General features: G+C 70.7%; 27 protein-coding genes and 1 pseudogene. 20 read left to right on the forward strand and 8 right to left on the reverse strand.

The genetic code is table 11. The features are described from left to right. Nucleotides 1–8 precede the first annotated feature (8 nt). From ACFYOY_RS20800 to ACFYOY_RS20845, 10 genes are all read left to right on the forward strand, one after another. Nucleotides 9–908, forward strand: a complete 900-nt coding sequence (locus ACFYOY_RS20800) for an MBL fold metallo-hydrolase (RefSeq protein ID WP_388588654.1) — start codon at nucleotides 9–11, stop codon at nucleotides 906–908. Continuing rightward, nucleotides 905–1,549, forward strand: a complete 645-nt coding sequence (gene eda / locus ACFYOY_RS20805; protein ID WP_351893548.1) for a bifunctional 4-hydroxy-2-oxoglutarate aldolase/2-dehydro-3-deoxy-phosphogluconate aldolase — start codon at nucleotides 905–907, stop codon at nucleotides 1,547–1,549. Before ACFYOY_RS20800 ends, eda begins: the two co-directional genes overlap by 4 nt. A 70-nt stretch (nucleotides 1,550–1,619) precedes the next feature. Further along, nucleotides 1,620–2,456, forward strand: a complete 837-nt coding sequence (locus ACFYOY_RS20810) for an SDR family oxidoreductase (RefSeq protein WP_351893551.1) — start codon at nucleotides 1,620–1,622, stop codon at nucleotides 2,454–2,456. Nucleotides 2,457–2,468: 12 nt separating this feature from the next. Then, a complete protein-coding gene (locus ACFYOY_RS20815; protein WP_351893554.1) occupies nucleotides 2,469–3,557 on the forward strand; it encodes a galactitol-1-phosphate 5-dehydrogenase in 1,089 nt (362 codons plus the stop codon). Then, nucleotides 3,554–4,648: a zinc-dependent dehydrogenase gene (locus ACFYOY_RS20820; protein ID WP_388588659.1), complete on the forward strand. Its 1,095-nt coding sequence runs from the start codon at nucleotides 3,554–3,556 to the stop codon at nucleotides 4,646–4,648. Before ACFYOY_RS20815 ends, ACFYOY_RS20820 begins: the two co-directional genes overlap by 4 nt. Nucleotides 4,649–4,652: 4 nt before the next feature. Continuing rightward, the gene (gene glpK, locus ACFYOY_RS20825; RefSeq protein ID WP_351893562.1) at nucleotides 4,653–6,152 is read left to right on the forward strand and encodes a glycerol kinase GlpK; all 1,500 of its coding nucleotides are present in this window, start codon (nucleotides 4,653–4,655) and stop codon (nucleotides 6,150–6,152) included. A 56-nt stretch (nucleotides 6,153–6,208) separates the two neighbouring features. Beyond that, complete coding sequence (locus ACFYOY_RS20830; RefSeq protein WP_351893565.1) at nucleotides 6,209–7,171, forward strand: shikimate dehydrogenase; 963 nt, start codon at nucleotides 6,209–6,211, stop codon at nucleotides 7,169–7,171. After that, nucleotides 7,168–7,749: a glucose-6-phosphate isomerase gene (locus ACFYOY_RS20835; protein ID WP_388588663.1), complete on the forward strand. Its 582-nt coding sequence runs from the start codon at nucleotides 7,168–7,170 to the stop codon at nucleotides 7,747–7,749. The genes ACFYOY_RS20830 and ACFYOY_RS20835 overlap by 4 nt, the downstream gene beginning before the upstream one ends. Next, complete coding sequence (locus ACFYOY_RS20840; protein ID WP_351893572.1) at nucleotides 7,737–8,675, forward strand: phosphoglycerate dehydrogenase; 939 nt, start codon at nucleotides 7,737–7,739, stop codon at nucleotides 8,673–8,675. The genes ACFYOY_RS20835 and ACFYOY_RS20840 overlap by 13 nt, the downstream gene beginning before the upstream one ends. Before the next feature lie 16 nt (nucleotides 8,676–8,691). Further along, nucleotides 8,692–9,609 carry a MurR/RpiR family transcriptional regulator gene (locus tag ACFYOY_RS20845; RefSeq protein ID WP_161562219.1) on the forward strand — a complete coding sequence of 306 codons (918 nt, stop codon included), beginning with the start codon at nucleotides 8,692–8,694 and terminating at the stop codon, nucleotides 9,607–9,609. A gap of 13 nt (nucleotides 9,610–9,622) precedes the next feature. Here ACFYOY_RS20845 and ACFYOY_RS20850 read toward each other — a convergent pair whose 3' ends face one another. Beyond that, nucleotides 9,623–9,976 carry a hypothetical protein gene (locus ACFYOY_RS20850; protein ID WP_388588667.1) on the reverse strand — a complete coding sequence of 118 codons (354 nt, stop codon included), beginning with the start codon at nucleotides 9,974–9,976 and terminating at the stop codon, nucleotides 9,623–9,625. A 609-nt stretch (nucleotides 9,977–10,585) separates the two neighbouring features. Here ACFYOY_RS20850 and ACFYOY_RS20855 point away from each other — a divergent pair. Next, nucleotides 10,586–11,372 (forward strand): annotated as a pseudogene (locus tag ACFYOY_RS20855) (IS5 family transposase). 15 nt (nucleotides 11,373–11,387) lie between these two features. Here the strand turns inward: ACFYOY_RS20855 and ACFYOY_RS20860 are convergent. Next, entirely contained in the window at nucleotides 11,388–12,020 is a 633-nt protein-coding gene (locus ACFYOY_RS20860; protein WP_351893582.1) for a hypothetical protein, read from the reverse strand. A gap of 318 nt (nucleotides 12,021–12,338) precedes the next feature. After that, complete coding sequence (locus ACFYOY_RS20865; RefSeq protein WP_351893585.1) at nucleotides 12,339–13,148, reverse strand: LysR family transcriptional regulator; 810 nt, start codon at nucleotides 13,146–13,148, stop codon at nucleotides 12,339–12,341. A 68-nt stretch (nucleotides 13,149–13,216) separates the two neighbouring features. On the opposite strand from ACFYOY_RS20865, the gene ACFYOY_RS20870 reads away from it, so the two are divergent. Further along, nucleotides 13,217–14,113: an NAD(P)H-binding protein gene (locus ACFYOY_RS20870; RefSeq protein ID WP_388588670.1), complete on the forward strand. Its 897-nt coding sequence runs from the start codon at nucleotides 13,217–13,219 to the stop codon at nucleotides 14,111–14,113. After that, complete coding sequence (locus ACFYOY_RS20875) at nucleotides 14,110–14,799, forward strand: SDR family NAD(P)-dependent oxidoreductase (protein ID WP_351893592.1); 690 nt, start codon at nucleotides 14,110–14,112, stop codon at nucleotides 14,797–14,799. Before ACFYOY_RS20870 ends, ACFYOY_RS20875 begins: the two co-directional genes overlap by 4 nt. 16 nt (nucleotides 14,800–14,815) lie before the next feature. Here ACFYOY_RS20875 and ACFYOY_RS20880 read toward each other — a convergent pair whose 3' ends face one another. Continuing rightward, entirely contained in the window at nucleotides 14,816–15,955 is a 1,140-nt protein-coding gene (locus ACFYOY_RS20880; RefSeq protein ID WP_388588675.1) for an acyl-CoA dehydrogenase family protein, read from the reverse strand. 202 nt (nucleotides 15,956–16,157) lie between these two features. On the opposite strand from ACFYOY_RS20880, the gene ACFYOY_RS20885 reads away from it, so the two are divergent. Beyond that, complete coding sequence (locus ACFYOY_RS20885; RefSeq protein WP_059149317.1) at nucleotides 16,158–16,598, forward strand: Lrp/AsnC family transcriptional regulator; 441 nt, start codon at nucleotides 16,158–16,160, stop codon at nucleotides 16,596–16,598. Nucleotides 16,599–16,610: 12 nt separating this feature from the next. Here the strand turns inward: ACFYOY_RS20885 and ACFYOY_RS20890 are convergent, their stop codons facing one another. After that, nucleotides 16,611–17,093, reverse strand: a complete 483-nt coding sequence (locus ACFYOY_RS20890) for a MarR family transcriptional regulator (RefSeq protein ID WP_351893597.1) — start codon at nucleotides 17,091–17,093, stop codon at nucleotides 16,611–16,613. Nucleotides 17,094–17,226: 133 nt separating this feature from the next. Between ACFYOY_RS20890 and ACFYOY_RS20895 the strand changes: the two genes are divergently transcribed. The 4 genes from ACFYOY_RS20895 to ACFYOY_RS20910 are packed head-to-tail and all read left to right on the forward strand — an operon-like array spanning nucleotide 17,227 to nucleotide 19,888. Further along, a complete protein-coding gene (locus ACFYOY_RS20895; protein WP_388588680.1) occupies nucleotides 17,227–18,291 on the forward strand; it encodes an alkene reductase in 1,065 nt (354 codons plus the stop codon). A 53-nt stretch (nucleotides 18,292–18,344) separates the two neighbouring features. Continuing rightward, nucleotides 18,345–18,815, forward strand: coding sequence for a hypothetical protein (locus ACFYOY_RS20900; RefSeq protein ID WP_388588682.1), 471 nt, complete (start codon nucleotides 18,345–18,347; stop codon nucleotides 18,813–18,815). After that, nucleotides 18,812–19,000, forward strand: coding sequence for a hypothetical protein (locus ACFYOY_RS20905; protein ID WP_351893606.1), 189 nt, complete (start codon nucleotides 18,812–18,814; stop codon nucleotides 18,998–19,000). The genes ACFYOY_RS20900 and ACFYOY_RS20905 overlap by 4 nt, the downstream gene beginning before the upstream one ends. 39 nt (nucleotides 19,001–19,039) lie before the next feature. Then, entirely contained in the window at nucleotides 19,040–19,888 is an 849-nt protein-coding gene (locus ACFYOY_RS20910) for an alpha/beta fold hydrolase (protein ID WP_388588685.1), read from the forward strand. A gap of 45 nt (nucleotides 19,889–19,933) precedes the next feature. Here ACFYOY_RS20910 and ACFYOY_RS20915 read toward each other — a convergent pair whose 3' ends face one another. Continuing rightward, on the reverse strand, nucleotides 19,934–20,857 hold the full coding sequence (locus ACFYOY_RS20915) for an SDR family NAD(P)-dependent oxidoreductase (protein ID WP_388588688.1): 924 nt from the start codon (nucleotides 20,855–20,857) through the stop codon (nucleotides 19,934–19,936). A gap of 151 nt (nucleotides 20,858–21,008) precedes the next feature. On the opposite strand from ACFYOY_RS20915, the gene ACFYOY_RS20920 reads away from it, so the two are divergent. Beyond that, the gene (locus ACFYOY_RS20920; protein ID WP_351893615.1) at nucleotides 21,009–21,875 is read left to right on the forward strand and encodes a helix-turn-helix transcriptional regulator; all 867 of its coding nucleotides are present in this window, start codon (nucleotides 21,009–21,011) and stop codon (nucleotides 21,873–21,875) included. Nucleotides 21,876–21,917: 42 nt separating this feature from the next. Here the strand turns inward: ACFYOY_RS20920 and ACFYOY_RS20925 are convergent, their stop codons facing one another. Beyond that, on the reverse strand, nucleotides 21,918–22,901 hold the full coding sequence (locus ACFYOY_RS20925) for an NAD(P)-dependent alcohol dehydrogenase (RefSeq protein WP_388588692.1): 984 nt from the start codon (nucleotides 22,899–22,901) through the stop codon (nucleotides 21,918–21,920). A gap of 104 nt (nucleotides 22,902–23,005) precedes the next feature. Between ACFYOY_RS20925 and ACFYOY_RS20930 the strand changes: the two genes are divergently transcribed. Continuing rightward, nucleotides 23,006–23,959, forward strand: coding sequence for an AraC family transcriptional regulator (locus ACFYOY_RS20930; protein WP_351893624.1), 954 nt, complete (start codon nucleotides 23,006–23,008; stop codon nucleotides 23,957–23,959). A gap of 71 nt (nucleotides 23,960–24,030) precedes the next feature. Here ACFYOY_RS20930 and metE read toward each other — a convergent pair whose 3' ends face one another. Next, nucleotides 24,031–26,349, reverse strand: coding sequence for a 5-methyltetrahydropteroyltriglutamate--homocysteine S-methyltransferase (gene metE / locus ACFYOY_RS20935; protein WP_388588695.1), 2,319 nt, complete (start codon nucleotides 26,347–26,349; stop codon nucleotides 24,031–24,033). Nucleotides 26,350–26,357 lie beyond the last annotated feature (8 nt).

The raw sequence follows: 26,357 nt of genomic DNA on the forward strand, positions 1-26,357 counted from the left end.
GAGCACGCATGAACGTCATCCGGCCCGCCGTGCGCCGTGTCTCCGGCGGACTGCTCACCGGCACCTTCGCCGCCCCTGAGGAGGCCGGCCCCGACGAGGTGACACTGTGGTGGCTCGGCCAGGCCGGATTCGCCCTGCGCCACCGCGGCCGGCTGATCCTGATCGACCCGTACCTCTCGGACACCCTCGCCGAGAAGTACCGCGGCACGCTCTTCCCGCACCGCCGGATGCACCCCACCCCGGTGGCCCCGGAGGCCATCCGCGGGGTCGACGCGGTGCTGTGCACCCACGGACACACCGACCACATGGACCCCGGCACCATCCGCGCCCTGCTCCCGCACAACGATCCGCGCTTCGTCGTCCCGCGCGCCGAGCGGGAACGGGCCCTGGAGCGTGGCGTTCCCGCGAGCCGGCTGACCGGCACCACCGCGGGGGAGCGCGTGAAACTGGCGGACGGCATCACCGTCGAACCGGTCCCCGCAGCCCATGAACGGCTCGAACGGGACGAGAACGGAGACCACCGCTTCCTCGGATATGTGCTCACGGTCGGCGGTGTCCGCGTCTACCACTCCGGCGACTGCGTCCCCTACGACGGACAGGCCGAACTGCTCCGCACACTCCGCGCCGACGTGGCGCTGCTGCCCGTCAACGGGCGCGACCGCCACCGCACCGAGAACGGCGTTCCCGGCAACTTCACCGTGCGGGAAGCGGCCGAGCTGTGCGAAGCCGCCGGGATCCCGCAGCTGCTCTGCCACCACTTCGGCCTGTTCGACTTCAACACCGTCGACCCCGAGGACGCCCGCGACGAACTGCTGCGCCGCGCCGCGCCACTGTCCTGGACCGTGCCGCGGGTGGGCGACGCCTACGTCCTCACCCCGGGCGACACCACCGCGAAAGAGGACCGATGAACCCCAGCGAACTCCTCAGGGAACTGCGCCGCGTCCGGGTCGTCCCGGTCGTCACCCTGCCCCACGTACGCCACGCCGACCCGCTCGGCGAGACACTGCTGGGGGCGGGACTGCCGGTCGCCGAGATCACCTTCCGCAGCCCGGCCGCCCGGGACGGGATCGCCACGCTGCGGGCCCGCCACCCCGAGCTGCTGGTCGGCGCCGGTACGGTCCTGGACCGCACGACCGTGGACCACGCCATCGACGCGGGAGCCCAGTTCGTGGTCGCGCCCGGCTTCAGCCCGGACGTCGTGGACCACTGCCTCGAGCGGGAGATCCCCGTCGTCCCCGGCATCAACAACCCCACCGGCATCGAGGCGGCCCTCGCCAGGGGACTGCCCCTGGTGAAGTACTTCCCGGCCGAGGCGTCGGGCGGACTGCGGCTGCTGGACGCCATGTCGGCTCCGTACGACGGGCTGGCGTTCATGCCCACGGGCGGCCTGACACCGGACAACCTCCCCGACTACCTGAGCCGGCCGCAGGTGGCCGCCTGCGGCGGCACCTGGATCGCCAGTACGGCGCTGCTGGCCGAGGGCGCGTACGAGGCCATCGGGCGCAACGCCCGCCGCGCGGTCGAGATCGCCGCCGCGGCCACCCCTTAGAGCCACTCTCCGCCGCGCCCCCTCGAAGCGCGGAATGGAACACCCACCCACCACACCCCAAAGGGACAGCATGACCACCACCTATGAACCCGCTCCCGGCACGGCGCTGGAGGGCAAGGTCGCCATCATCACCGGTGGCGCCTCCGGCATCGGCGAGGCCGTCGGCCGGATCTTCGCGGCCAACCGGGCCAAGGTCCTCCTGGTCGACACCGACGGCAAGCGACTGCAGCAGGTCGTCACCTCCATCCAGTCCCAGGGCGGCAGCTGCGTGGGCGTCGAAGCCGACGTCACCGAGGAGGAGCAGGTCCAGAGCTTCTTCCGGACCGCCGTGGACGAGTGGGGGCGGGTCGATCTGCTCGTCAACAGCGCGGGCCGCGACTCCCTTTCACCCCCGGTGACCGAGGTGACGCTGGAGGAGTGGAACAAGACCATCGGCCCCAATCTGACCGCGGTCTTCCTGTGCTGCCGCGAGGCGTTCCGCATCATGGAGCAGCAGCCCAGCGGCGGACGCATCATCAACATGGGATCCTCCTCGGCCCGGCTGGCCTCCGGCCCCGGCCACAGCCCCTACCGCGCCTCCAAGCACGGGATGATGGGATTCAGCAAGAATATTCTCCTTGAGGGCAAGGAGAAGAACATCGGTGTGACGGTGATCAACCCGTCCCACGTCAAGACCCCGATGACCGAGATCATCGACAAGGGCCTGTACGACGGCGACATCCCCGCCTACCTCGACGGCTGGCTGGACGACAAGGAACTCGCCGAGGGCATCCACGCCAGCTGCATCGACGTCGACAACGTCGCCGAGGTCTCCCTCTATGTGGCCACGCGCACGCCCGACGTCACCATCCCCCAGATCGCGCTCTACCCGACGCACAAGGCACACCGTTACGGCATGGAAGTCTGAGGCGGACGAGCGATGAAGGCAGCAGTACTGCAATCCGAGGGCGTCCTCACCCTCACCGACGTCCCCGCCCCCGCTCCCGTGGGCGACCGCTCGGTCCTCGTCCGCGTCGGCGGCGTGGGCGTGTGCGGCTCCGACGTGCTGAGATACGGCCGCGGGAAGGCATATCACTATCCGCTCGTCCTGGGCCACGAGTTCTCCGCCGTGGTCGAGGAGGCGCCGGAGGGAAGCCGCTTCCGCCCCGGGGACCGCGCCGCGGTCTTTCCCCTTCTGCCCGACCCGGCCGACCCGATGACCCAGATCGGCGAGTACGCCGTCGGTTCCGGCTACGACTACTACGGGTCGCGGCGCGACGGCGCGATGGCGGAGTTCCTCCACGTGCCCGAGGCCAATCTGGTGCCGGTGGCGCGGGATGTGCCGCTGGTCCACGCCGCCATGGTGGAGCCCGCCGCGGTGGCGCTCCACGCCATGCTGAAGTTCCAGCTGCCCGCCCATGCCACCGCGCTGGTGATCGGGGCCGGACCCATCGGAGCGCTGGCCGCCCAGTGGCTCCGCATCCTGGGCGCCAGCGAGGTGTACGTAGCCGATGTCGACGAGCGCAAGCGCGCCGTCATGGCCGGTCTCGGCTTCCCGGTCATCGACGCGTCCGCGGGTGACACGGTGGACGCGGTCCGCGAGCTGACCGGCGGCCGGGGCGTGGACTGCGCGGTGGAGGCGAGTGGTCTGCCCGCCACCCTCATCCAGGCCATCACCGCGGCGGCCCCGCTCGGCCAGGTCATGCTCCTGGGCGACATTTCCGGTGACCTGACCCTGCCCCGCGCCCTGGTCTCCTCCGTCCTCCGCCGCGAGCTGCGCGTCTACGGCACCTGGAATTCCAGGATCACCCCGGCCGGACGCAGCGAATGGGACATGGTGGTCCACCATCTGGGCCGCGATCTGAAGGTGGCGCCACTCATCAGCCACACCCCGAGCCTGGAGGAGGCACCGGCGATGTTCGCCGACATGCTGGAGCGCCGCACCTGGTACAACAAGGTCGTCTTCGCGGTCGCCGACCAGGCCCAGGCCGAGCTCATCCGGCCCGGTGTCGTGGGAGGTGTCTCATGAAGGCCGCCGTTCTGCGCCGACCCGGGGAGCTGGCGGTCGAGGAGCTGGCCGAGCCCACCGTCGGCGACGACGAACTGCTGGTGCGGGTCCGGGCCGCCTCCATCTGCGGCACCGACCTGCGCATCCTCAAGCACGGCCACTTCAAGATCCCGGACGGGCAGCGCCGGGTGCTGGGCCACGAGGTCGCCGGGGACGTGGTGGCGGCCGGACCGCGGGTGACCGCGTTCCACCCCGGCATGCGGGTCAGCGTCACCCCGAACGTGGGCTGTGGGCGCTGTGACATGTGCCGCCACGGATACAACAACATGTGCCCGGACTACGAGGCGTTCGGCATCAGCATCGACGGCGGCTTCCAGGAGCTGCTGCGGGTGCCCGGCTTCGCCGTCCAACGCGGCAACGTCTTCGAGATCCCCGAGGGCCTCTCGTACGCCGAGGCGGCCCTGGTGGAACCGTTCTCCTGCTGCTACAGCGGGCAGCGCGGGCTCCGGGTGGGCCCCGAGGACGTCGTGGTCATCACCGGAGCGGGCCCCATCGGCGCGTTCCACGTGCTGCTCGGCAAGCTCGCCGGGGCCCGCAAGGTGATCATCTCCAACCGCAGCCGCCCCCGGCTGGACCTCGCCGCCCGGCTCGGCGCCGATGTGTGCGTCGGGGTCCGCGAACAGGACCTGGCCGAGGTCGTCCGCGAACACACCGACGGCCGGGGCGCGGACGTGGTCATCACGGCGGTGTCCGACCCGCAGGTGCAGGCGCAGGCGGCGGAACTGCTCGCCCCGCACGGCCGGCTCAACTACTTCGCGGGCCTCGGCGCCGCGCGGACCATCCCGGTCGACACCAACGCCGTGCATTACAAGGGCCTCACCCTGACCGGGACGACCGGCTCGACCAACGGCGACTACGGCCGTTGTCTGCGGCTGGTCGGCGAGCGCCGCGTCGATCTGTCACCGTTGATCAGTGAGGTGTTCCCGCTGGAGAAGATCCACGACGCCTTCGCCTACGCGTCCTCCGGCGCCGGAATGAAGGCCATGGTCGCGTTCGATGGCGACCCCCATGCCACCACGACGCGCCCCGTGGCCCCGGCCGAAGGCAGGTGACTCCATGACCCACCGCTATGTCATGGCCCTCGACGCCGGTACCACCGGCATCCGGGCCATCCTCTTCGACAAGGCGGGCGACATCGCCGCGGTCGCCAGCCAGGAGTTCCCCCAGATCTATCCGCAGCCCGGCTGGGTCGAGCACAACCCGCTCGACATCTGGAACACCCAGGTCACCGTCGCCAAGCAGGTGCTGGCCCAGGCCGAGTGCGGCGCCGAGGACATCGCCGCCATCGGCGTCACCAACCAGCGCGAGACGGTGGTGATCTGGGACCGTGCCACCGGAGAGCCCATCCACCACGCGATCGTCTGGCAGGACCGCCGCACCGCCGCGCTGTGCGAGGAGCTCAAGGCCCGCGGCCTGGAGGAGCACGTCAAGCGCACCACCGGGCTGATCATCGACGCCTACTTCTCCGGCACCAAGGTGAAGTGGATCCTCGACAACGTCCCCGGCGCACGGCAGCGCGCCGACCGCGGCGAGCTCGCCTTCGGCACCGTCGACAGCTGGCTGATCTGGAACCTCACCGGCGGTGCCGCACACGTCACCGACTACACCAACGCCTCGCGCACCATGCTGTTCGACATCACCCGACTCGACTGGGACCAGCGGCTGCTCGACGAGCTCGACATCCCCCGCGCGATCCTGCCCGAGGTGCGCCCCACCAGCGAGGTCTACGGCCACACCGAGGAGTCGGTGCTGCTCGGCGCCCGGATCCCGGTCGCCTCGGCCGTCGGCGACCAGCAGGGCGCGCTGTTCGGCCAGGCGTGCTTCGAGGTGGGCACGGTGAAGGCCACGTACGGCACCGGGGCCTCACTGGTCCTCAACACCGGCGACAGCCCGGTCTTCAGCGACAGCGGCATGCTGACCACCATCGCCTGGGGCGTCGACGGCGGCGTGGAGTACGCCCTGGAAGGTCTGATCTTCGTGGCCGCCGCCTCCATCCAGTGGCTGCGCGACGAGCTGCAGATCGTCTACGACGCCGAGGACACCGAGTACGCCGCCCGGGATGTCCCCGACACCAACGGCGTCTATGTCGTACCGGCCTTCGTGGGGCTCGCCGCCCCGTACTGGGACCAGTACGCCCGTGGTGCCATCCTCGGCCTGACCCGCGGCGCCAGCCGCAAGCACGTCATCCGCGCCACGCTGGAGTCCATCGCCTACCAGATCCGCGACGTCATCACCTGCATGGAGGCCGACTCGGGCATCTCCACCCGGGAGATCAAGGTCGATGGCGGAGCCACCGCCAACAACTTCCTCATGCAGTTCCAGGCCGACATCCTCGACGTCCCCGTGCTGCGCCCCACCGTCATCGAGTCCTCGGCCCGCGGCGCGGCCTTTCTCGCCGGCCTGGCCACCGGGTTCTGGACGGACCGGGCCGAGCTGACCGACACCTTCCGCCTCGAGCGCCGCTTCGACTGCGCGATGGACCGTGCCCGGGCCGACCGGCTCTACGCGGGCTGGCAGAAGGCGGTGGGCTGCGCCCGGGACTGGGAGGAGCACTGACCCGGCCGCCCATCCGGCCCGTACCACCGCACGGCTCCTCAGAAGGAGAAACCCCTATGCCGCGGACGTATCACGCCGCCGCCCGCCCGACGATGTACTTCATCGGCGTCACCACCACCAAGTCGTCCATCATGAAGGTCTTTCCGGCCTGGGCGCGTGAGCTGAACCTCGACGCCGTCATCGAGGGCATCGACCTTCCGCTGGACGACACCCCCGGCCACTACCGGGAGGTCGTCGACTTCATCAAGCACGACCCGCACTCGCTGGGCGCGCTGGTCACCACCCACAAGCTCAACCTCTACAAGGCCGCCCACGACCTGTTCGACGGCGTCGGCCACGAAACCGAGCTGCTGGACGAGGTCAGCAGCATCTCCAAGCGCGCGGGCCGGCTGTGGGGCCACGCCATGGACCCCCTCACCAGCGGCCTTGCCCTGGAGGCCATCGTGCCCGACGGCTACTGGTCCGGCACCGGGGGCGAACTGCTGCTGCTCGGGGCCGGCGGCTCGTCCCTCGCCCTCACCCTGTACCTGCACAATCGGGCGGCGGCCGGTGGCGACGTCCCCTCCCGCATCGTGGTCACGGGCCGCCGCGGGGCCCGGCTGCGCGAGATGCGCACCGTCCACGAACGCCTCGGCTTCACCATCCCGATCACCTACCAGCAGGCCCCCGAGCCGCGTGACAACGACGCCCAGCTGCGGACTCTCGCTCCCGGCTCCGTCGTGGTCAACGCGACCGGACTCGGCAAGGACCGGCCCGGATCCCCGCTGACCGATGCCGCCCGCTTCCCCCAGGATGGCATCGCCTGGGACTTCAATTACCGCGGCGACCTGGTCTTCCTGGACCAGGCGCGGGCCCAGCGGGACGCCCGCGAGCTGAACGTGGTCGACGGCTGGCTGTACTTCATCCACGGCTGGACCCGCGTCATGGCCGAGGTCTTCCACATCGACATCCCCACCCACGGCCCCGCCTTCGAGCGGCTGTCCCGCATCGCCCGCGACGTCACCAAGGAGAACGCATGAGCGCCACCGCCCCCCGCCCCGCCGTCGTCACCGACTTCAGCCTCGTCACCGGGCTCTCCCAGACCAAGAAGCCGCTCCAGCGCCGCATCTCCGCCATGGCCGGGATGTACGCCGACCAGGAGGCCGCGCGGCGCCTGGCCGAAGAGGACGTCCTGGTCTACGAGTTCTTCGACATGGGCGTCCCCCAGAGCTCGGGCGAGGTGGCCTACGGCACCAGCATCACCTACCCGGGCAAGGTCGGCGACGAGTACTTCATGACCAAGGGCCACTTCCATTCCGTGCTCGACACCGCCGAGATCTACTACTGCCTGCGCGGCCGGGGCCTGATGATGATGGAGAACCCCGAGGGCGATGTGCAGTGGGAGGAATTCACCCCCGGCAAGGGCGTCTACGTCCCCGGCCGGTACGCCCACCGCTCCATCAACACCTCGCCCGACGAGCCGCTGATCACCTTCTTCGCTTTCCCCGGCCACGCCGGACACGACTACGGCACCATCGAGTCCAAGGGCTTCCGCAAGATCGTGGTGGAGCGCGACGGCGCCCCGGCGGTCGTGGACAACCCGAAGTGGGCACAGTGACAACCCGGATCGCCGTGACGCCCCGCTCGCTGTCCCAGGGCGGCCACCCCGCGCTGGCCGCCCTGGAGGCGGCGGGCTACGACGTGGTCTTCCCCACCCCCGGGCGCCAGCCCACCCGGGAGGAACAGCTGCGGTTCCTGCCCGCGTGCGTCGGCTATCTCGCCGGGGTCGAGCCCATCACCCGCGAGGTGCTGGCCGCGGCCCCCGACCTCAAGGTCATCAGCCGCAACGGGGTCGGAGTCGACTCCGTCGACCTGACCGCGGCCGCCGAGCAGGGGGTGGCCGTCGAGACCGCCGCCGGAGCCAACGCCCAGGGCGTCGCCGAACTCGCCATCGCCCTCCTGCTCGCCGGGCTGCGCCGCATCCCACCGCAGGACGCGGCGCTCAAGGCGGGGAGGTGGCAGCGGATCGAGGGCCGGGAGGCGGTGGGACGCACCCTCGGGGTCGTGGGGTGCGGGCAGATCGGCCGCCGGGTCGTCCGGCTCGGCCTCGGGCTCGGCATGTCCGTACGCGCCTTCGACGCGTTCCCCGATCCGGAGTTCACCCCCGCCGGGGACTTCTCGTACACCACGATGGAGGACCTGCTCGCCCGCTCGGACGCGGTGACCCTGCACTGTCCGCCCGCGGAGCGGCCACTGATCGACAAGGGCGCCCTCGCGGCCATGCGGTCCGGTACCTATCTCGTCAACACCGCCCGCTCGAGCCTGGTCGACGACGGCGCGGTCCTCGAGGCCCTCGCCGGGGGCAGGCTCACCGGGTACGCCACCGATGTGTACGACCAGGAGCCGCCCGCGCCCCAGGAGCTGCTCCAGCACCCGCAGGTGATCACCACACCCCATATCGGGGGGTACACCAGGGAGAGTGTGGAGCGCGCCACCCGCGCGGCCGTGGAGAATCTGCTACGGGTACTTACCGTCCCTTCCTGAGACCACGGAGCGAGTCATGGCTGTCCCGGCGGATGAGGCCGGCAATGTGCTGCACCTCATCACCAGCAAGCTGCCCTACCTACCGGGCGCGCTGCGCCAGATCGGCGAGTATCTGCTGGCCCACCCCCAGCAGGCGCAGTCGATGACCATTTCGCAGCTGGCCTCGGCCTGTGGAGTGGCCGAGTCGACGGTCTCCCGGTTCGTCCGCGAGCTGCGCATGGACAGCTATCACTCGCTCCGCCTCAGCCTCGCCGAGGCCACCTTCGCCACCCGGTCGGCCGGCGCGGGCCGGGACGAGGAGTTCGTCTACGAGGGCATCCTCCGCGGTGACGAGCCCCCGGCCATCGTGGGAAAGATCGAGCGCAGCAGCCGCCAGACGCTGGCACAGACCGCCAAGCAGGTCAGCGGCGACGCCATCAGCCGCGCCGTGGACCTGCTGCACGACGCGGACGCGGTGGTGTTCTGCTGCATGGGCTCCTCCAGCATCGCCGCGGAGGAGGGGGTCATGCGGTTCACCCGGGCGGGCAAGAAGTGCCTGCTCTACCGCGACCAGAGCGTGCAGGTCATGCTGGCCACCATCCTGACGCCGCGGGATGTGCTGATCGGCATCAGCGACTCCGGCAAGTCCACCGCGATCGTGGACGCCATGCGGCTCGCCCGGCAGACCGGGGCCACTTCGATCGGCATCACCTCGGCCCAGGACAGTCCGCTGGCGGAGCTCAGCGATGTACCGCTGTTCACCTCGAACGTCACGGGGGAGGGGCTGTACGGGGAGTCCGTCACCTCGAAGTGGGGCCAGCTGCTGCTGATCGACATCCTCTACGCCACCTACGCGGCACGCCACTTCGACGACACCCTCCAGCACCTCAAGGAGACCTACGAGGCGGGCATCCGCCACTCCCGTTCCCCCGGCAGCCCGCCTGTGGAGAGCTGAACCCCGGGACCGGTCACCTGGACACGATCCGCAGGATCGCCGTGCCCTCCTCCCCGGCCGCCATCAGGATCACCACGGCGCCGGGCTGAGCGGCCGGCCGCATGGTGCCCACCCTTCCGCACGAGTTGCTGCTGCCGTGGTCGCGCAGCACGGTGATGCACCCCTGACCCGGACCGCTCGCCCCGCCCTGGGACCGGCCATTGCCCGACTTCACCGTGTACTCGACCTTGTTCGGCCCGACCTCGGTCACCGACAGCGTCGCCGGACCGGCCGGGCTCTTGAACCGGACCGTCACCGGACCGGACACCGCGATCTCGCAGTTGCCGTCCGCGCAGGCGGCGACATCACGCCCGTCCGCCGCCGACACGGAGGGTTTCGCCGAGGGGCTGCGACCCCCGGAGGGGCTTGTTGAAGGCGACGTGGAACGGGACGCCGACGGCTGGTCACCGCGCGAGGGCGCCCCGTCGGTCTTGTCCGATCCACCACAGCCGGCCACGGCCACAGCGGTCAGCACCGCCAGTCCCAGACCCGCTCCCGCCTGACACGCTCGCATCCTTCGCGCCCTGCCTACCGATGTCCTCGCGGCCATGATGTCCCCCGTGCTCCAGTCGGTGCGTGCCAACGTACCTTCTGTTCGCGCGATCACCGTGCAAGCTCTTCCCCTTCGCCCCGTCATCTTCGTCGTGCTCGTCCAGGTGGATGGACGAGCGGGCCGCCGGTGCCCCACCCCCGTGGGAAGGACTCCCGTGGTCACCGTCTCCACGCCCAGCGGTGCCCTGCCCGGTGCGTCCACCCGCGGAATCGCCGCCTTCAAGGGCATCCCCTACGCCGCGCCGCCCTTCGGCCCGACCACTTCATGCCGCCGCGGCCACCGGCGCCACCTAGGGCGTATCGATCATCGGATCGTTGGTCTGATGTGTCGTTGACTGATGCGCAGTGGGCACGGATCGAGCCGTCGCTCCCGGACCGGACGCCGATGCGGGGCGGTCGCTGGAGGGATCACCGGGAGGTGATCGACGCGATCGCCGTCAAGTTCCGGACGGGAACGCAGTGGGTGCACCTGCCGGAGAAGTACGGAAACTGGCGCGGCGTCTACAACCGGCTGCGGATGTGAGCCGTCGACGGCACCTGGGAGCGGGTGTTCACCGCTCTGATGGCTCAGGCCGACACCGATGAGGACCTCGACTGGGCGGTTTCGGGTGGACTCCACGATCGTGCGAGCCCACCAGCATGCGGCCGGGGCCCGCAAAAAGGGGCCCCGGCCGGCGAACCCGACGACCATGCCATCGGACGGTCCCCGCGGCGGACTGACCACCAAGATCCACCTGGCTGCCGATGCCGGCTGTCGGCCTCTGGCTTTCGTCCTCACCGCCGGACAGGCAGGCGATGCGCCCGCCTTCACCGAGGTCATGGCCCGCCTGCGGGTTCCCCGCCGACAGGGCCGGCCGCGCACCAGACCGGACGTGGTCCTGGCGGACACGGCGTATTCGTCCCGCGCGATCCGCGAGCACCTGCGCCGACGCGGCATCCGGGCCGTGATCCCCGTTCCGGCGGACCAACGCGGCCACCGACTGCGACGCGGCAGCCGAGGCGGCAGACCACCGGCCTTCGACGGCGAGGGCTACGAGCAGCGCAATACCGTCGAGCGGTGCATAAACCGCCTCAAGCGGTGGCGAGGCATCGCCACCCGCTACGAGAAGACAGCCACCATCTACCTGGCCGGACTCCACATCGCCGGCATCTTCCTCTGGTCCGCCCGATGATCCAAACGAAACCGCCTAGTCGAGGGTCCACTTGCCGGTGCGCTCGGGGTCCGGCCCGACCTTTTCCATCAGGTACGTCACGGACGTGATCTTCGCGTCCTTCGGCACCTCGAAGACGATCCAGCCGGTGGCCCGCCCGCCCGGCTTGATGATCATGTTGGGGCCCAGAGAGTCGCCGACGGTGGGGGTTCCGGGCTTGCCCTGATATCCCTGCCCGTTCGCGTCGAAGACGTTCGCCTCCGCATACCCGGAGTCTTGGTAGGTGCCGGTGCCGGTCTCGACGATGGTGAACTTGGCGGCCACGAGGCGGTTCCCGGCGGCAGGCTCGAGTACGCCGATCGCCGACTTGGCGTGGTTCTCGAACTTCTCCAACGTGAAGTCGGCCCCGATCGTACCCGTGCCGTTCAGGCTGCCTTCCATCCCCACCAGCTTCAGGGTGTCGCCGAGCTTGCCGACCGGCGCCTGCGTGCTGCCGGCGGTGGCGCCGGGCGACTGCTCGCCGGCCGGCTGGGAGGTGCTGCTGGAGCCGGCGCCCTTCGTGGGCCCCGTGGGCCCGGCCTTGTCGCTGCCCCCGTCCGAACCCCCGCATGCCACAAGAGTGGCGGTGAGCGTGACGACTGCGGCGGCAGCCGTGATGGAACGGCGCATGGAATCCCCCGTACATTCCCGATGGACCAGGTGAGTAGGACGGCTGATCCAGGTCAGTGTGTCGATGCCTGGAATTCTTGTACAGATCGGTGGTGCGGGGAACGGCCGTTCTGTAACCGAACTGCACTAGGGTCCGTCTTCGAACGGATCTTGCCCAGAGTAGGAAAGACGCGAGTGTGACCGCTGCTTCGTAGAAGGTGACGGTCTTCTCGTATCTCGTGGCGATGCCGCGGAAGGCCTTGAGCCGGTTGAAGCAGCGCTCCTTGTGGGACGGGCACCGCTAGGCCCTGTCCACCGCGGCGCGTGGCCGCCGACCGCTCAGGTGGCCCGCAGCGTCGCGGTGGCGATCTCCAGGAAGTCGCGCAGCACCTTCTCCCGCCGGTCCGCGAGGACGGCCAGGCAGGTCTCGATCTGCGGGGCGTCGGTGACGGGGAGGTGGACGAGGTCGGGGCGGGCGTAGGACCGCGCGACGCTCAGCGGGACGAGCGCGATGCCCTGCCCGGAGGCGATGAGTTCGAACTTCTCTTCGAGTGATGACGTCCGTCGCGTCGGCGCGTCGAGCATCCGCTCGCCGTCCAGGTCCGCGGAGGTGAGCTCCTGACGGAACGCCAGCGGGTGCGCCGCGGGCAGGCAGGCGACCCTGGTCTCGTGGCCGATGGGGATGATGCGCAAGTCCGAGTGGTCGAACGGGCGCCGCAGATAGGCGACGTGGGCCCGGCCGTCCCGGAGCGGCGCGTCCTGCTCCCACCAGCGCACCGGGACGACATCGGTCTCGACCTCCGGGTGGCGCGATGAGAACGCCCGGATCGCCTCCGACACATACAGCCCGGAGCAGAAGGCGACCACGAGCCGTTGGACGCCCCGATCCACGTCATGCACGCTCCGCACCGCCGAGGCGACGGTCGCGAGGATCCGCTGCGCCTCCTCGTAGAGCCGCTTCCCGGCATCGGTCAGCTCCACGCTGCGGGTGCTCCGTACCAGCAGCGTGCACTCCATCTCCTGCTCGAAGGCCCTGATCTGGCGGCTGAGGACCGGCTGGGCGATGTAGAGCTGTTCCGCCGCCCGGCCGAAGTGCCGGTGCTCGGCCACCGCGACGAAGTAGCGGAGCTTGCGCAGATCGAGATCCATGCCCTGAAGGTATCAATTGCCGGGAAGGGTATTGGACGTCCGCAGGTGGCCGCCCCGAGACTCACAGCATGATCGTCATCACTGCTCCCACCGGCCAGATCGGCGGCCGGCTCCTGGAGATCCTGCTCAACGAGACCCCCGATCGCGGCGAAGAGCTGCGGGTCATCGTGCGCGACCCCGCGAGACTCCCCGACGCGGTCCGCACCCGCGTCGACGTCGTCACCGGCTCGCACGGCGACCCCGGGGTCGTCGACCGGGCCTTCGCCGGCGCGGACGCCGTCTTCTGGCTGGTCCCGCCGGACCCGCGGGCGCCGAGCATGGACACCGCGTACTCCGGATTCACCCATGCCGCCGCGAAGGCGTTCACGGCCCATGGAGTCGGACACGTCGTCGGCGTCTCGGCGCTCGGCCGCGGCACCCCCGTCGCCGGCCGCGCCGGCCATGTGACGGCGTCGCTGGCCATGGACGACCTCATCGCGAGCACCGGCGTGGCCTACCGGGCGCTCGCCTGCCCGTCCTTCATGGACAACCTGCTGCGGCAGCTGGCCTCGATCCGCGACGACGGTGTGTACACCGACACTGCCGCCCCCGACCGCACAGCACCGACGGCCGCCACCCGGGACATCGCCGCGGTCGCCGCCGGCCTGCTGCTCGACCGCTCCTGGACGGGGACGGGCGAGGTCCCGGTGCTGGGCCCCGAGGACCTTTCGGCGATCGACATGGCGCGCATCATGTCCGACGTGCTCGGCCGCCCGGTCCGCTACGAGCGCCAGTCGCTGGAGGACTTCCGCGCCGCAGTCGCCGGACACGGCCTCGGGGAGGCGCTCGTGGAGGGCTACGTCAACATGGCGTACGCCAAGGACAATGGCCTCGACGACGGCGTGCCGCGCACCCCTTCGATCACAAGCCCCACGACCTTCCGCGAGTGGTGCGAGAAGGTCCTCAAGCCGGAGGTTCAGGCATGAGTTCCAAGACCGCTCTCATCGTCGGGGCGTCCCGCACCCTCGGACTCGCCCTCGCCACCGAGTACGCGCACCGCGGCTGGAACGTCATCGGGACCGTCCGGGGCGATCGGCGCACCGGCCTCCACGACCTGGCCGAGGCGTCCGGAGGCCGGGTCACCGTCGAGTCGCTGGACATGACGGCGCCGGAGCAGATCGCCGCGTTGCGCGAGCGCCTGGCCGAGCGCACGCTCGACCTGCTGTTCGTCAACGCCGGCATCACCCGGGGCAACATTCCGATCGCCGACGTGCCGACCGAGATGTTCGTCGAGGTCATGGTCACCAACGCGCTCAGCCCGATGCGTGTGGTCGAGTCCTTCCGCTCGCTGGTCGCGCCGACCGGGACCATCGGCGTCATGTCCTCGCGCCAGGGCAGCGTCGGCTTCAACACCAGGGGCGGTCAGGACGTCTACCGCGCCAGCAAGTCCGCCCTGAACCAGCTGATGCGCAGCTACGCCGCCCGCTACGCCGACGCCGCGCATACGCTGCTGCTCATGTGCCCCGGCCATGTCCGCACCGAACTCGGCGGCCCGGACGCACCGCTGACCATCGACCAGTCCATCCCGGGCGTGGTGGACACGATCGACCGCCACAGCGGCGAACCGGGCCTGCGATACCTCAACTACCAGGGCCAGACCGTGCCCTGGTAGCGGCCGTCGGGGCGGGTCAGTGGGCGAGCTGGCGGCTGATGATCAGCCGCTGGATCTGGTTGGTGCCCTCGAAGATCTGCATGATCTTCGCTTCGCGCATATAACGTTCCACGGGGAAGTCGCGGGTGTATCCATAGCCGCCGAAGACCTGGACCGCGTCCGTGGTGACCTTCATGGCGGCATCGGTCGCCGTCAGCTTGGCGACGCTCGCCTGGCGGGTGTACGGGCGTCCGTGGTCACGGCGGCGGGCGGCGTCCACGTAGGTGGCGCGCGCGGAGTCGACGGCGGCGGCCATGTCGGCCAGCAGGAAGCCGAGCCCTTGGTGGTCGATGATTCGGCGGCCGAAGGTGGTGCGTTCGTGGGCGTAGGCGGTCGCGGCGTCCAGGGCGGCCTGGGCCAGCCCGGTGGCGCAGGCGGCGACGCCCAGCCGGCCGGAGTCCAGGGCGCTGAAGGCGATCTGGAGTCCCTGGCCCTCGGCGCCGATGAGCCGGTCGGTGGCCAGCAGAGCGTCGTCCCAGAAGGCCGAGGTGGTGGGGATGGCGTGCAGGCCCATCTTGTCCTCGGGTCGGCCGAAGGTGAGGCCGTCGGTGTGTCCGGGCGCGAAGAAGCAGGAGATGCCGTCGCCGCCCGGACCGGTGCGGGCGAACAGGGCGTAGAAGTCCGCCTTGCCGCCATGGGTGATCCACGCCTTGGCGCCGGTGATCCGATAGCCGTCGGGGGCCTTGTCGGCGCGGCAGGTCAGGGCCGCCGCGTCGGACCCGGCCTGTGGCTCGGACAGGCTGTAGCCACCGATGAGACGGCCGCTGAGGATGTCATCCGCCCAGCGTCGGCGCTGGTCGGAGGTGCCGAACGTCAGAAGGGGGGAGGCGGCGAGGGTGTGGACGCTGGTGGCGATGGCGACGGCGGCCCAGCGTGCGGCCAGCTCTTCGAGGACCTGCAGATAGACCTCGTAGGGCTGGCCGCCTCCGCCGAACTCCTCCGGGTAGGGCAGACCCAGCAGCCCGGTCTCGCCCAGGAGGCGGAACAGCCCCTCGGGATAGCTCTCGGTGCGCTCGTGCTCCTCGACGCGGGGGGCCAGCTCCTTGTCGGCGATCTCGCGGACGAGGTCGAGCAGATCCTCCGCCTCACGAGTGGGAAGCAGACGGTCGACAGGCATGAAGGGCGCTCCTGGGGTACGAACGGGGCGAGGTCCTCGACGTTCATGGGGTCCGGGCCTAGGACAGCAACACCCGCCGGAGGAGCACAAGTAAGTTGCGGTTGATCGCCAAGAAGACGCAAACTGAAGCGGCGATTGGCCGGGTAGACGAAAAGAATTTGCGCGGATGCGCGGTGCGCGAGGGGTGCGGAACGGAGGGGCGATGCCCGAGTTCGACGACGTGGACCGCCAGTTGCTGCGCATGCTGCGCGAGGACGGCCGGCGCACCTTTTCCGAGATGGCACCTGAGGTCGGGCTGTCGGTGGCCGCGGTCAAACGCCGCGTGGACCGGCTCAAGGACAGCGGGGTGATCAAGGGCTTCACCGTGCAGATCGACCACACCAAGCTCGGCTGGGGCATCGAAGCGTTCGTGGAGCTGTCCTACACCGGTACGACACCGGTCGGGGAGATCGTCCGTACCGCCTACGCGGTCCCCGAGGTGCAGGCCGTCTTCACCATCGCCGGCGACCCCGACGCCCTGGTGAACGTCCGGGTGCGGGATATCGAGCATCTGCAGCAGGTCATCGACGCCCTGCGCCGTGTCGGACAGGTCACCGGAACCAAGACGCTGATGGTGCTGGGCTCCTGGACGCGCAATGACTGACCGCTGATCGCGCTAGGCGTCGGGGGAGCCCTCCTCGCCGGGGGCGAGGTTCTTCTCGACCTTGGCGAGGATCCTGGCGAAGGCTTCGCGCTCCGCGTCATCCAGCCCGTCCAGGATGTGCTCCTCCAGCCGCGACCAGGCTTGTGAGACCTCGGGCCGCAGGGCGTAGCTCTCCTCCGAGGCCCGGACGAGCATGACGCGCCGGTCATGCGGATCGCGTGCGCGGATGACATACCCGCCCTGCTCCAGTCGCCGCAGCATCAGGGTCACGGTCGACGGGTCCAGGTCGAGCGCCTTCGCCAGCTCCGACTGACGGACCGATCCGGCATCCCACAGGGTCATCATCAGGAATTCCTGGCCGGAACAGAGGCCGGTCGGGCGCAGCAGCCTGCTGCCGGCGAGGCGGTGCAGGCGGGAAACGCGCGCCAGGGTCTGGCTGACGGCGCCGCCGTATCCGCCCTCCGTCGCGTTGGTGTGCGGGAGCTCTGTGGTCATGGGGGCAAGGCTATCGTGGCCGACCAATCATTGGTCACCCAATGAATGGGTTATGGTGAGTCCCCGGCGAGGTTGTTGGTCGACCAATGATCTCGCTGTCGGCTGTCATGTCCCATCAACCTCAGGAGCCGTTGTGACCAACCCCTTCGATCCGATCGACCTTGCCGGGCTGCGCCTCCGCAACCGCCTGGTCATGCCCGCCATGGGGCGTGCCCGTGCCTTCGGGCCCGGCGGTACGGCCACCGACTCGATGGCGACGTACTACGCGCAGCGGGCCACCGCCGGCCTGATCATCACCGAGGGGTCGCAGCCGTCAGTGGCCGGCCAGGGCTTCCCCCATACCCCGGGGCTGCACAGTGCCGAGCAGATCGCCGCCTGGCGCCGCGTCACCGATGCGGTTCACGCCGAGGGCGGCACGGTCTTCGCCCAGCTCGCGCACGTCGGCAGGATCGGCGACCCCGATCTGCTGCCCGGGGGGCTGGTCCACGTCGCCCCGTCGGCCATCGCCGCACCCGGCCAGTTGTTCACCGTCCACGGAATGAAGGACTTCAGCACCCCACGCGCGCTGACCTCCCAGGAGGTGCGGGAGACGATCGCGGATTTCGCCCAGGCCGCGCGCAACGCCGTGGAGGCGGGGTTCGACGGGGTCGAAGTGCACGCCGCGTACGGCTACTTGATCCACCAGTTCCTGGCGCCCAGCTCCAATCTGCGCACCGATGAGTGGGGCGGCTCGGTCGAAGGCCGGGTCCGGTTCGCGGCGGAGGTGGTCGCGGCCGTGTCGGCGGCCATCGGGGCACAGCGCACGGGGATACGCATCTCGCCCGGCATTCGCTACAACGGAATCGAGGAGCCCGAGCTCGAGCCCACGTACGCCCATCTCGTCCGCCGGCTGAACGAGACCGGCCCCGCCTATCTGCACGTCGTCGAAAGCTCCCGCGATCTGAGCACCCTCCTCCGCAAGGAGTTCTCCGGAACCTTCATCCTCAACCCCGCGACGGACGGGTTCACCAGCGCGGCGGACCTGACGCTCATCGAGGACGGCACGGCCGACATGCTGTCCTTCGGCGCGCTCTTCCTGGCCAACCCCGACCTGCCGGCCCGGCTGCGAGCGGGCGGACCGTACAACACGCCCGATACGGCGACCTACTACGGCGGCACCGACGAGGGATACATCGACTACCCCTACCTGGACGCCTGAGGGGCTGAACGCCGCGATGCCTGTCCGCGCCGGCCATCGGTATGCTCGATGTGGTGTGCGACGCTCCCGACTTCGACCTCGAGCCGTATACCGGATTCGACGCGAACCCGTATGTCGAGCGCACGTTCAGCAGCTGGGACAGCCTGGGCTGGCGGTCGCTGCTGCAGCGGTTCCAGCACACCGCGCGCGTGGAGCGGGTGGCACTGCCCGCCACCGAGGATCTGCACCTGGTGCTGACGGTCGCGGGCGACGCGTCGATGGAGACCCGCACCGGTGGGCGCTGGCAGCGGCGGCATTGGATGCCCGGGCAGGTCGATATGGCCCTTCCGGGCGTGGCGTCGGTGCGCCGCTACCGGTCCGTGGTCCCCTTGCGGACCCTTCAGGTGCACATTCCCCACGTCACCGTCGCCCGTACGGTCGAGCAGCTGGGCGGGGCGGGCATCGACTATGAGCGGATGGCCGCCGCGGTGGCCTCGGGGGATCCGCGCCACGCAGCGCCGAAGAGGAGAACGCCCGGCCCGTGACCGTGCCGACCGCCTGCTCGCTCTTCCCGGCCGAGCCATGGCCCACGGCCAAGCGCTGGGCCGAGCGGCGCTATACGGATCTGCGCTCCTGGCGCGCATTGGACCGAGGCGGTCATTTTCCGGGGTTGGAGCACCCCGACGTGCTGGTGGAGGAGGTGCGGGCCGCCTTCCGCGGTCTACGGTGACGGACCGCACTGCGATCCCGAGGCGTCAAGGGAGCGACGATGTCCGCTCGAGCCACCCCGTTGCTGTTCCTCCACGGCAATTGGCATGGGGCCTGGTGCTGGACCGAGGTGATCGCCGCTCTGGCGGGGTCCGGTCGCTCGGCGGTCGCTGTGGACATGGCAGGGCACGGGCTGCGCGCGCGCCGGCCCGCCTGCCTCACGAGCCGCCCCTTCGATACCGAGGCACTGGCCACCGAGGTCTCGCCGGTGGCGGACGTGGATCTCGACCAGGCGGGTGACCTCTTGGTTTCGCAGATCAGGCAGGTCGGCCGGGGCGGCCCGGTCACGGTGATCGCCCACAGCATGGGCGGCACCGTGCTGACGCGGGCCGCGGAGCAGGCACCCGAGTCGGTGGCCCACGCGGTGTATCTGAGCGGGCTCATGCCGGCCTCGGACGTTCCGGCCCTCGCCTACCTCCGGATGCCGGAGAACGCGGGCGCCCTCGTCCAGTCCTGCGTCCGGGCCGATCCCGCCGCGATCGGGGCGCTGCGGCTGGACCTCGCCTCGGGCGACGCGGCGTATCGCCGGCAGTTGCTGGAGGCGTTCTACGGCGATGTCGACCGGGCCGTCGCCGAGGCCGCCTTCGGGCTGCTGACGCCCGACGCTCCGATCGGCATCGTGCTCGGCACCACCACCCTCACCCGCGACGGCTGGGGCTCGGTCCCCCGTACCTACATCACCTGCGCACGGGACATGGCGGTGCGCCCGGCCCTCCAGAAGAAGCTCATCACCGATGCCACGGTGGCCTTCCCGCACAACCCGACCGCGGTCGCGGCGCTCGACTCCTCCCACTCGCCGTTCTTGTCCGTGCCCGGGCAGGTGGCGGATCTCATCGCGGAGTTGGGCTGATCCGGCCGGGACCCGGTCTCTGCGGAATGCCCGGACGTCCAGTGGTCAGGCCGCGTGCGCCATGGTGAACCGTTCGACGGCGTCCCAGAGTTCGCGCTCGCGCGGCGGATCGTAGGACTCCTGCGACGACCGTGCCACCCGGGCGCGGTCCACATAGGAACCGGTCGGTGCGGCGGTCGTGCCCAGGACGACCTCGGCGAGGTGGCGGCCCGCGGTGCCGCGGCCGATGGCGAACGGCGTGAGGGTCATCACCGGCAGGACGCGCCGCATGGCGAACCGGGAGACGGGACCCGCGTTGCGGGCGAGGCCGGTGCCGGGGACGAAGCCCGGGTTGTAGGAGATGGCATCGATCCCGGCCGGAAGCCGGCGCGCGTACTCGTGCACGAGGTAGATCGCGGCCAGCTTGCTGGTCGAGTACGCGGTGCGGCCACCGGCCGTGCTGCCCGGCCTGGGGAAGCCGCCCGGACGGGCGAGGACATCGGGGGACTGCCACACAGGGCCGGGCACCATGCCCAGGTTGTGCTTGACGTCGCCGAAATGGGTGTCGCTGACGGTGATCACGATCCGGGCGGGAGCGGCGAAGTGGTCCTGGAGCAGGCGGACGAAGAGGTGGTTGGCGAGTACGTTGATGGCGAACGTGGCCTCGAACCCCTCGGGGGACTCGGTCAGCGCGTTGGTGTACTGCATGCCCGCGTTGCCCACGAACCCGCGCAGCGGTGGCAGATCACCGCGCTCCAGCCGGTCACGGATCTCGACGGCGGCGGAGCGGACACTCCGCAGCGAGGCGAGGTCCGCCGGGACGTGCGAGACCGTGTGCCCGCCCCCGGCGAGTTCCTCGGCGAGCCGGGCGCCGGAGGAGGCGCGGGCCACGACGACGAGGTGCGCATGGGGCGAGTGGCGCAGGATGTGCTCCGCGGCGACACGGCCGATCCCACGGCTCGCGCCCGTCATCACCAGGGTGTGCTTCATAAAAGGGCCCTTCACTGGTCGGCCGATGGCGCCCGGCTCGGGCGCGGCGGTTCCACGTTCGCCGCCTCCGCCCCCGCCGGCCAGTGCCGTCCGCGTCACTAGGACTGGCAGTACCCAGGCTCATCCGGCGCCGCGCGGCGAGAATGAACCCATGGCTTCCTCCGGCTCCGACTTCGCCGCGCTCCTGCGCGCCTGGCGCGACCGCCTCTCCCCGGCCGACGCCGGCTTCGCCCCGACGGCGGCACGTCGCGCCCCGGGACTGCGCCGCGAGGAGCTCGCACAGCTGGCCGGGCTCTCCGTCGACTACATCCTGCGCCTGGAGCAGGGGCGCGCGAAGAACCCCTCGGACCAGGTCGTCGGTGCCCTCGCCCGGGCCCTCCAGCTCTCCCGCGCCGAGCGCGACCAGCTCTACCGGAGCGCCGGACTCCTGCCGCCGCGGGACGGGACGATCAACGCTCATGTGCCCCCCGGCATCCAGCGGCTCGCCGCGCGCCTGGGCGACGTCCCGATCGGGGTGTTCACCGCCGACTGGACCCTGGTGTGGTGGAACGCCATGTGGAGCGCCCTGCACGGCGACCCCGCCGTCCTCCCGGCCGCCGAACGCAACCTGGCCCGCGCCCTGTTCGGCAGCGGTGCCGCCCGCGCCGCGACGCTTCACATCCGGCCCGCGCGCGGGCAGGACACCTTCGAAGCCTCGATCGTCGCCGACCTCAAGGACGCCGCTTCCCGCTACCCCGCCGACGGCCGGCTCCAGCGCCTGGTGCGGGAACTGCGGGCGGAGTCCGATGTGTTCGCGCACTACTGGGCCACCCGGACGACCGCCGCGCAGCACACGAGCGACCGGAAGACGATCCGGCATCCGGAGGCCGGCGACATCCACCTGGACTGCGATGTCCTCGTCGTCCCCGGCGCGGACCTGCGCATGGTCACCTACACGGCGGCGACCGGAAGCGGCGACGCGGGCAAGCTCGACCTCCTTCGCGTCACCGGCGCCCGCACCGCCGCTCCGCGCCCATGACCCGCGCCTCCGTGGCCGTAGGTGGTCCGTGGCCGTACGTGGTCAGTGGCTGATGACGACCTTGCCGAAGCGTGGCCCCTTCTCGAAGTGGGCGAAGGCCTCCGGCGCCTGGTCGAAGGGGACGACACGGTCGATGACGGGCCGCAGCCGGTGCCGGCCGATGACCTTGTTCATCCGCTCGAAGTCGCTCCGGCTGCCGACGCTGATCGACCTGAGCGTGGCGGCGCGACGGAAGAATCGCGTCACATCCATCCCACCGCCCGACGCGAGATTGCCGACGAGGGCGATCTGCCCGCCGTAGGCGACGGCCTCGATGGACTGAGCGAGCGTTCCGGCGCCGCCGATCTCGACGACACGGTCGGCACCGCCGCCGGTGAGTGCCTGCACCTGTACGCCCCACTCCGGTGTGCTGACGTAGTTGACGACATCGGATGCGCCGAGCGTGCCGAGCCGTCGGGCCTTCTCATCGCTGGAGGTCGTGGCGAGCACACGTGCGCCGGCCAGACGGGCGAACTGCAGCGCGAAGACCGATACCCCGCCCGAGCCCTGGACCAGGAGCGCGTCACCCGGGCCGACTCCGCTCACCGCCGACCATGCGGTGAGCGCGGCACACGGAAGCGTGGCCGCTTCCTCGAACGAGAGATGGTCCGGCACGGCGGCCAGGCTCTGCTCGTCGAGGGCGATGTATTCGGTGAGCCATCCATCGCGCTGCGTCCCGTGGAACTCCCCCCACTGCGGGAACGGACCGTACAGCCAGGTCGGATGGAAGGTGCTCACGACGCGATCCCCCACCCGGAACCGCGAGACCCCGTCCCCGACGGCCTCCACGACGCCCGCGCCGTCGGAGAGCGGGATACGCCCCGGCGGGACCTCGATGGGATACCTGCCGGAGACGATGAGCAGGTCGCGCGCGTTGATGGAGCTGGCTTTCACGCGGACGAGCACTTCGCCCGCCGACGGAGTCGGCACCGGACGCGTGGCCGGGGCGACCAGGCTGCCGCCCGTATCGATCTGGAATGTTCGCATTTCCCCTCCTTTGTTCTTGGATCACCTCCACGATAGGGCGGACCGGCTGGACGATATGTATCCTGGCGTCCACGGTTTAGCGCAGATCGTCCAGGAGGGTGGAGATGGATCCCATCGACGACCTTCTCGCCACCATGAAGATCGAGGACGCGCGGTATGTGCGGGTGGACGCCCGTGCGCCGTGGGGCATCTCGTTCCCTCCCCGGGACCTCGCCCGGCTGGTCCTGATCTCCAGTGGTTCGTGCCGGCTCGTCGCGGACACGCTCGCCGGGCCGCAACGGCTGGAGGCCAACGACTGCTTCCTGGTCCGCGCGGGCGTGAGATTCACCCTTCAGGACACCACGGGCAGCGAGGTCGTCGACTGCGACGGACTGGTCTCCCAAGCTCCCGGCAACGCGGCGCGGGTCGGGGGCGACGGTGAGCTGACGCAGATCGTGTCCAGCCGGTTCGCCTTCGACGCCGTGGCGGCCGAACCGCTCTTCGCGCTGCTGCCGCCGTTGTTCCGGCTGAGCCTGGACCACACCTCCAGCCGCCTCCTGCGCACCACGTTCGACCTCATCGCGAGTGAGAGCGCGGCAGGCGGGCTCGGTGGTGGCTTCATCATGAGCCGGCTGTCCGATGTGCTCTTCGTCCAGGCGCTACGGAGCTGTTGCGCCGATGTCGGAGGCGGCACCGTCGGCTGGATCGCCGCACTGCGAGACCCCCGGCTGGCCGTCGCCATGCGGGAGTTGCACGCGGACCTGGCCCATCCGTGGACGGTCGACGAACTCGCCCGCAAGGCGGGGATGTCACGCTCGGCGTTTGCCGCCTCGTTCAAGGAGAAAACGGGGGACACCCCGCTGGGCTACCTCACCTCATGGCGCATGTATCGGGTGAAGGTGCTGCTCCGGGAGACGCCGCTGAGCGTCCAGGAGATCGCGGTCAGGGTCGGCTACGACACCGGGAGTGCGCTGAGCCGTGCCTTTTCGGCCCGGGAGGGCGTCACGCCCGGGGCCTGGCGGAAGTCGATGGACCAGGCGCACCGTCGGCGTCCCCTGTCCGGCGCGACGGCCGCCTGACCACGTCCGGCGTCAGCGTTTGGCACCGGGGCCGGAGCGCGTGGCGCCCCGGCCCCGGCCGGTCGTCCGGGTCAGGATGCGGGCAGCTCACCGCGGACCGTACGGGCCGCGGTGACCAGGTTCCGCAGTGAGGAGCGGGTCTCGGGCCAGCCGCGGGTCTTCAGGCCGCAGTCGGGGTTGACCCACAGCCGCTCGGCGGGAATGGCCTTGAGGCCGGTGCGGAGCAGTTCGGCCGTCTCGTGCGCGCTGGGCACGCGTGGGGAGTGGATGTCGTACACGCCGGGCCCGGCCTCGCGCGGATAGCCATGGGCGGCGAGCTCGCGGGCCACCTGCATATGGGAGCGGGCGGCCTCCAGGCTGATGACATCGGCGTCGAGGTCGTCGATCGCCTGGACGATGTCCCCGAACTCGGCGTAGCACATATGGGTGTGGATCTGGGTGCCGGGCCGTACGCCGCCGGTGGTGAGGCGGAAGGCTTCGGTCGCCCAGGACAGATAGGCGGGCCGGTCCTCGGTGCGCAGCGGAAGGGTCTCGCGCAGGGCGGGTTCGTCCACCTGGATGACCGAGGTCCCGGCCGCCTCCAGGTCGTCGACCTCGTCGCGCAGGGCGAGGGCGACCTGGCGGGCGGTGTCGCCAAGGGGCTGGTCGTCGCGGACGAAGGACCAGGCGAGCATGGTGACCGGGCCGGTGAGCATGCCCTTGACCGGGCGTTCGGTGAGGGACTGGGCGTAGGCCGTCCAGCGCACCGTCATCGGCTCGGGGCGCGCGATGTCACCGGCCAGGATCGGCGGGCGGACGTAGCGGGTGCCGTAGGACTGCACCCAGCCGTGCTGCGTGGCGAGATAACCGGTGAGCTGCTCGGCGAAGTACTGGACCATGTCGTTGCGCTCGGCCTCGCCGTGCACGAGCACATCCAGGCCGGTCGCCTCCTGAAACGAGATCACCTCCTGGATCTCGTCCTTGATGCGCTCCTCGTACCCGGCCGTGTCGATCCGGCCGCCGCGCAGATCGGCGCGGGCGGCGCGCAGTTCGCCGGTCTGCGGGAAGGAGCCGATGGTGGTGGTCGGCAGCAGCGGCAGGCGGAGGTGGGCGCGCTGGGCCGCGGCGCGTTCGGCGTACGGCTGGGAGCGGCGGACGTCGGCCTCGGTGACCGCGCCGGTGCGGGCGCGGACGGCCGGGTCGCGGGTGATGGGGGAGTTGGCGCGGGAGGCGAGGGCGGCCCGGTTCGCGGCCAGTTCGGCGGTGATCGTGTCGGTGCCGCGGGCCAGGCCCTTGGCGAGGGTGACGATCTCCGTGGTCTTCTGCCGGGCGAAGGCCAGCCAGCGCAGGATCTGCGGTGCGATGTCCCGCTCGGCCGCCGCGTCGAGGGGGACGTGCAGCAGCGAGCAGGAGGCGGACACGTCGACCCGGTCGGCAAGACCCAGCAGGGTGCCGAGCCTGGCCAGGGACTTCTCCAGATCGTTGACCCAGATGTTGCGGCCGTTGACGACACCGGCGACCAGCCGCTTGCGGGGCAGCCCGCCGACGGCGGCCAGCGCGTCCAGATTCGCGGCGGCGGCGTCCGTGAAGTCCAGCGCCAGCCCCTCGACCGGTGCCTTGGCCAGCACGGGCAGGGCCTCGCCGAGGCGGTCGAAGTACGAGGCGACCAGCAGCTTCGGTCGGTCGGCGAGGGCGCCGAGATCGCGGTAGGCGCGGCCGGCTGCGTTCAGCTCGGCCGGCGTGCGGTCCTGGACCAGGGCGGGCTCATCGAGCTGCACCCACTCGGCACCGGCCGCCCGCAGATCGGCCAGGACCTCGGCGTACACCGGAAGCAGGCGGTCCAGGAGGGTGAGCGGCTCGAAGTCCGCGGGCGCGCCGGGGGCGGGCTTGGCGAGGAGGAGGTAGGTGACGGGCCCGACCAGGACCGGCCGCGCCGCCAGGCCGAGGCCGAGGGCTTCCGTCAGCTCCGCGACCTGCTTGGCGGAGTCGGCCATGAACACCGTGTCCGGACCCAGCTCCGGAACCAGGTAGTGGTAGTTGGTGTCGAACCACTTGGTCATCTCCAGCGGCGCGACGTCCTGTGTGCCCCGCGCCATCGCGAAGTAGCCGTCGAGCGGGTCGGTGGCGACGGCGTCCCGGTGGCGGTCGGGGATCGCGCCGACCATGACGGTGGTGTCCAGCACGTGGTCGTAGTACGAGAAGTCACCCGTGGGAACTTCGTCGATGCCCGCCCCGGCCAGTTGCCGCCAAGTGGTGCTGCGCAGTTCGGCGGCGGTGGCCCGGAGCGCGTCGGCGGTGACGCGGCCCTTCCAGTAGCCCTCGATCGCCTTCTTCAGTTCCCGGTTCGGGCCCTGGCGGGGGTAGCCGTACACGGTGGCCCGTGCTGCCGCGGCCGCGGACTTCGGTGTCACGGAGATCT

The sequence above is a fragment of the Streptomyces sp. NPDC007875 genome, assembly GCF_042868035.1.
GTDB classification, from domain to species: domain Bacteria; phylum Actinomycetota; class Actinomycetes; order Streptomycetales; family Streptomycetaceae; genus Streptomyces; species Streptomyces antimycoticus.

Bases quoted from the DNA above. Each gene is read 5' to 3' on its own strand.
- ACFYOY_RS20800 (WP_388588654.1), top strand. From the start codon at position 9: ATGAACGTCATCCGGCCCGCCGTGCGCCGTGTCTCCGGCGGACTGCTC.
- eda (WP_351893548.1), top strand. From the start codon at position 905: ATGAACCCCAGCGAACTCCTCAGGGAACTGCGCCGCGTCCGGGTCGTC.
- ACFYOY_RS20810 (WP_351893551.1), top strand. From the start codon at position 1,620: ATGACCACCACCTATGAACCCGCTCCCGGCACGGCGCTGGAGGGCAAG.
- ACFYOY_RS20815 (WP_351893554.1), top strand. From the start codon at position 2,469: ATGAAGGCAGCAGTACTGCAATCCGAGGGCGTCCTCACCCTCACCGAC.
- ACFYOY_RS20820 (WP_388588659.1), top strand. From the start codon at position 3,554: ATGAAGGCCGCCGTTCTGCGCCGACCCGGGGAGCTGGCGGTCGAGGAG.
- glpK (WP_351893562.1), top strand. From the start codon at position 4,653: ATGACCCACCGCTATGTCATGGCCCTCGACGCCGGTACCACCGGCATC.
- ACFYOY_RS20830 (WP_351893565.1), top strand. From the start codon at position 6,209: ATGCCGCGGACGTATCACGCCGCCGCCCGCCCGACGATGTACTTCATC.
- ACFYOY_RS20835 (WP_388588663.1), top strand. From the start codon at position 7,168: ATGAGCGCCACCGCCCCCCGCCCCGCCGTCGTCACCGACTTCAGCCTC.
- ACFYOY_RS20845 (WP_161562219.1), top strand. From the start codon at position 8,692: ATGGCTGTCCCGGCGGATGAGGCCGGCAATGTGCTGCACCTCATCACC.
- ACFYOY_RS20860 (WP_351893582.1), bottom strand. From the start codon at position 12,020: ATGCGCCGTTCCATCACGGCTGCCGCCGCAGTCGTCACGCTCACCGCC.
- ACFYOY_RS20865 (WP_351893585.1), bottom strand. From the start codon at position 13,148: ATGGATCTCGATCTGCGCAAGCTCCGCTACTTCGTCGCGGTGGCCGAG.
- ACFYOY_RS20870 (WP_388588670.1), top strand. From the start codon at position 13,217: ATGATCGTCATCACTGCTCCCACCGGCCAGATCGGCGGCCGGCTCCTG.
- ACFYOY_RS20875 (WP_351893592.1), top strand. From the start codon at position 14,110: ATGAGTTCCAAGACCGCTCTCATCGTCGGGGCGTCCCGCACCCTCGGA.
- ACFYOY_RS20880 (WP_388588675.1), bottom strand. From the start codon at position 15,955: ATGCCTGTCGACCGTCTGCTTCCCACTCGTGAGGCGGAGGATCTGCTC.
- ACFYOY_RS20885 (WP_059149317.1), top strand. From the start codon at position 16,158: ATGCCCGAGTTCGACGACGTGGACCGCCAGTTGCTGCGCATGCTGCGC.
- ACFYOY_RS20890 (WP_351893597.1), bottom strand. From the start codon at position 17,093: ATGACCACAGAGCTCCCGCACACCAACGCGACGGAGGGCGGATACGGC.
- ACFYOY_RS20910 (WP_388588685.1), top strand. From the start codon at position 19,040: ATGTCCGCTCGAGCCACCCCGTTGCTGTTCCTCCACGGCAATTGGCAT.
- ACFYOY_RS20915 (WP_388588688.1), bottom strand. From the start codon at position 20,857: ATGAAGCACACCCTGGTGATGACGGGCGCGAGCCGTGGGATCGGCCGT.
- ACFYOY_RS20920 (WP_351893615.1), top strand. From the start codon at position 21,009: ATGGCTTCCTCCGGCTCCGACTTCGCCGCGCTCCTGCGCGCCTGGCGC.
- ACFYOY_RS20925 (WP_388588692.1), bottom strand. From the start codon at position 22,901: ATGCGAACATTCCAGATCGATACGGGCGGCAGCCTGGTCGCCCCGGCC.
- ACFYOY_RS20930 (WP_351893624.1), top strand. From the start codon at position 23,006: ATGGATCCCATCGACGACCTTCTCGCCACCATGAAGATCGAGGACGCG.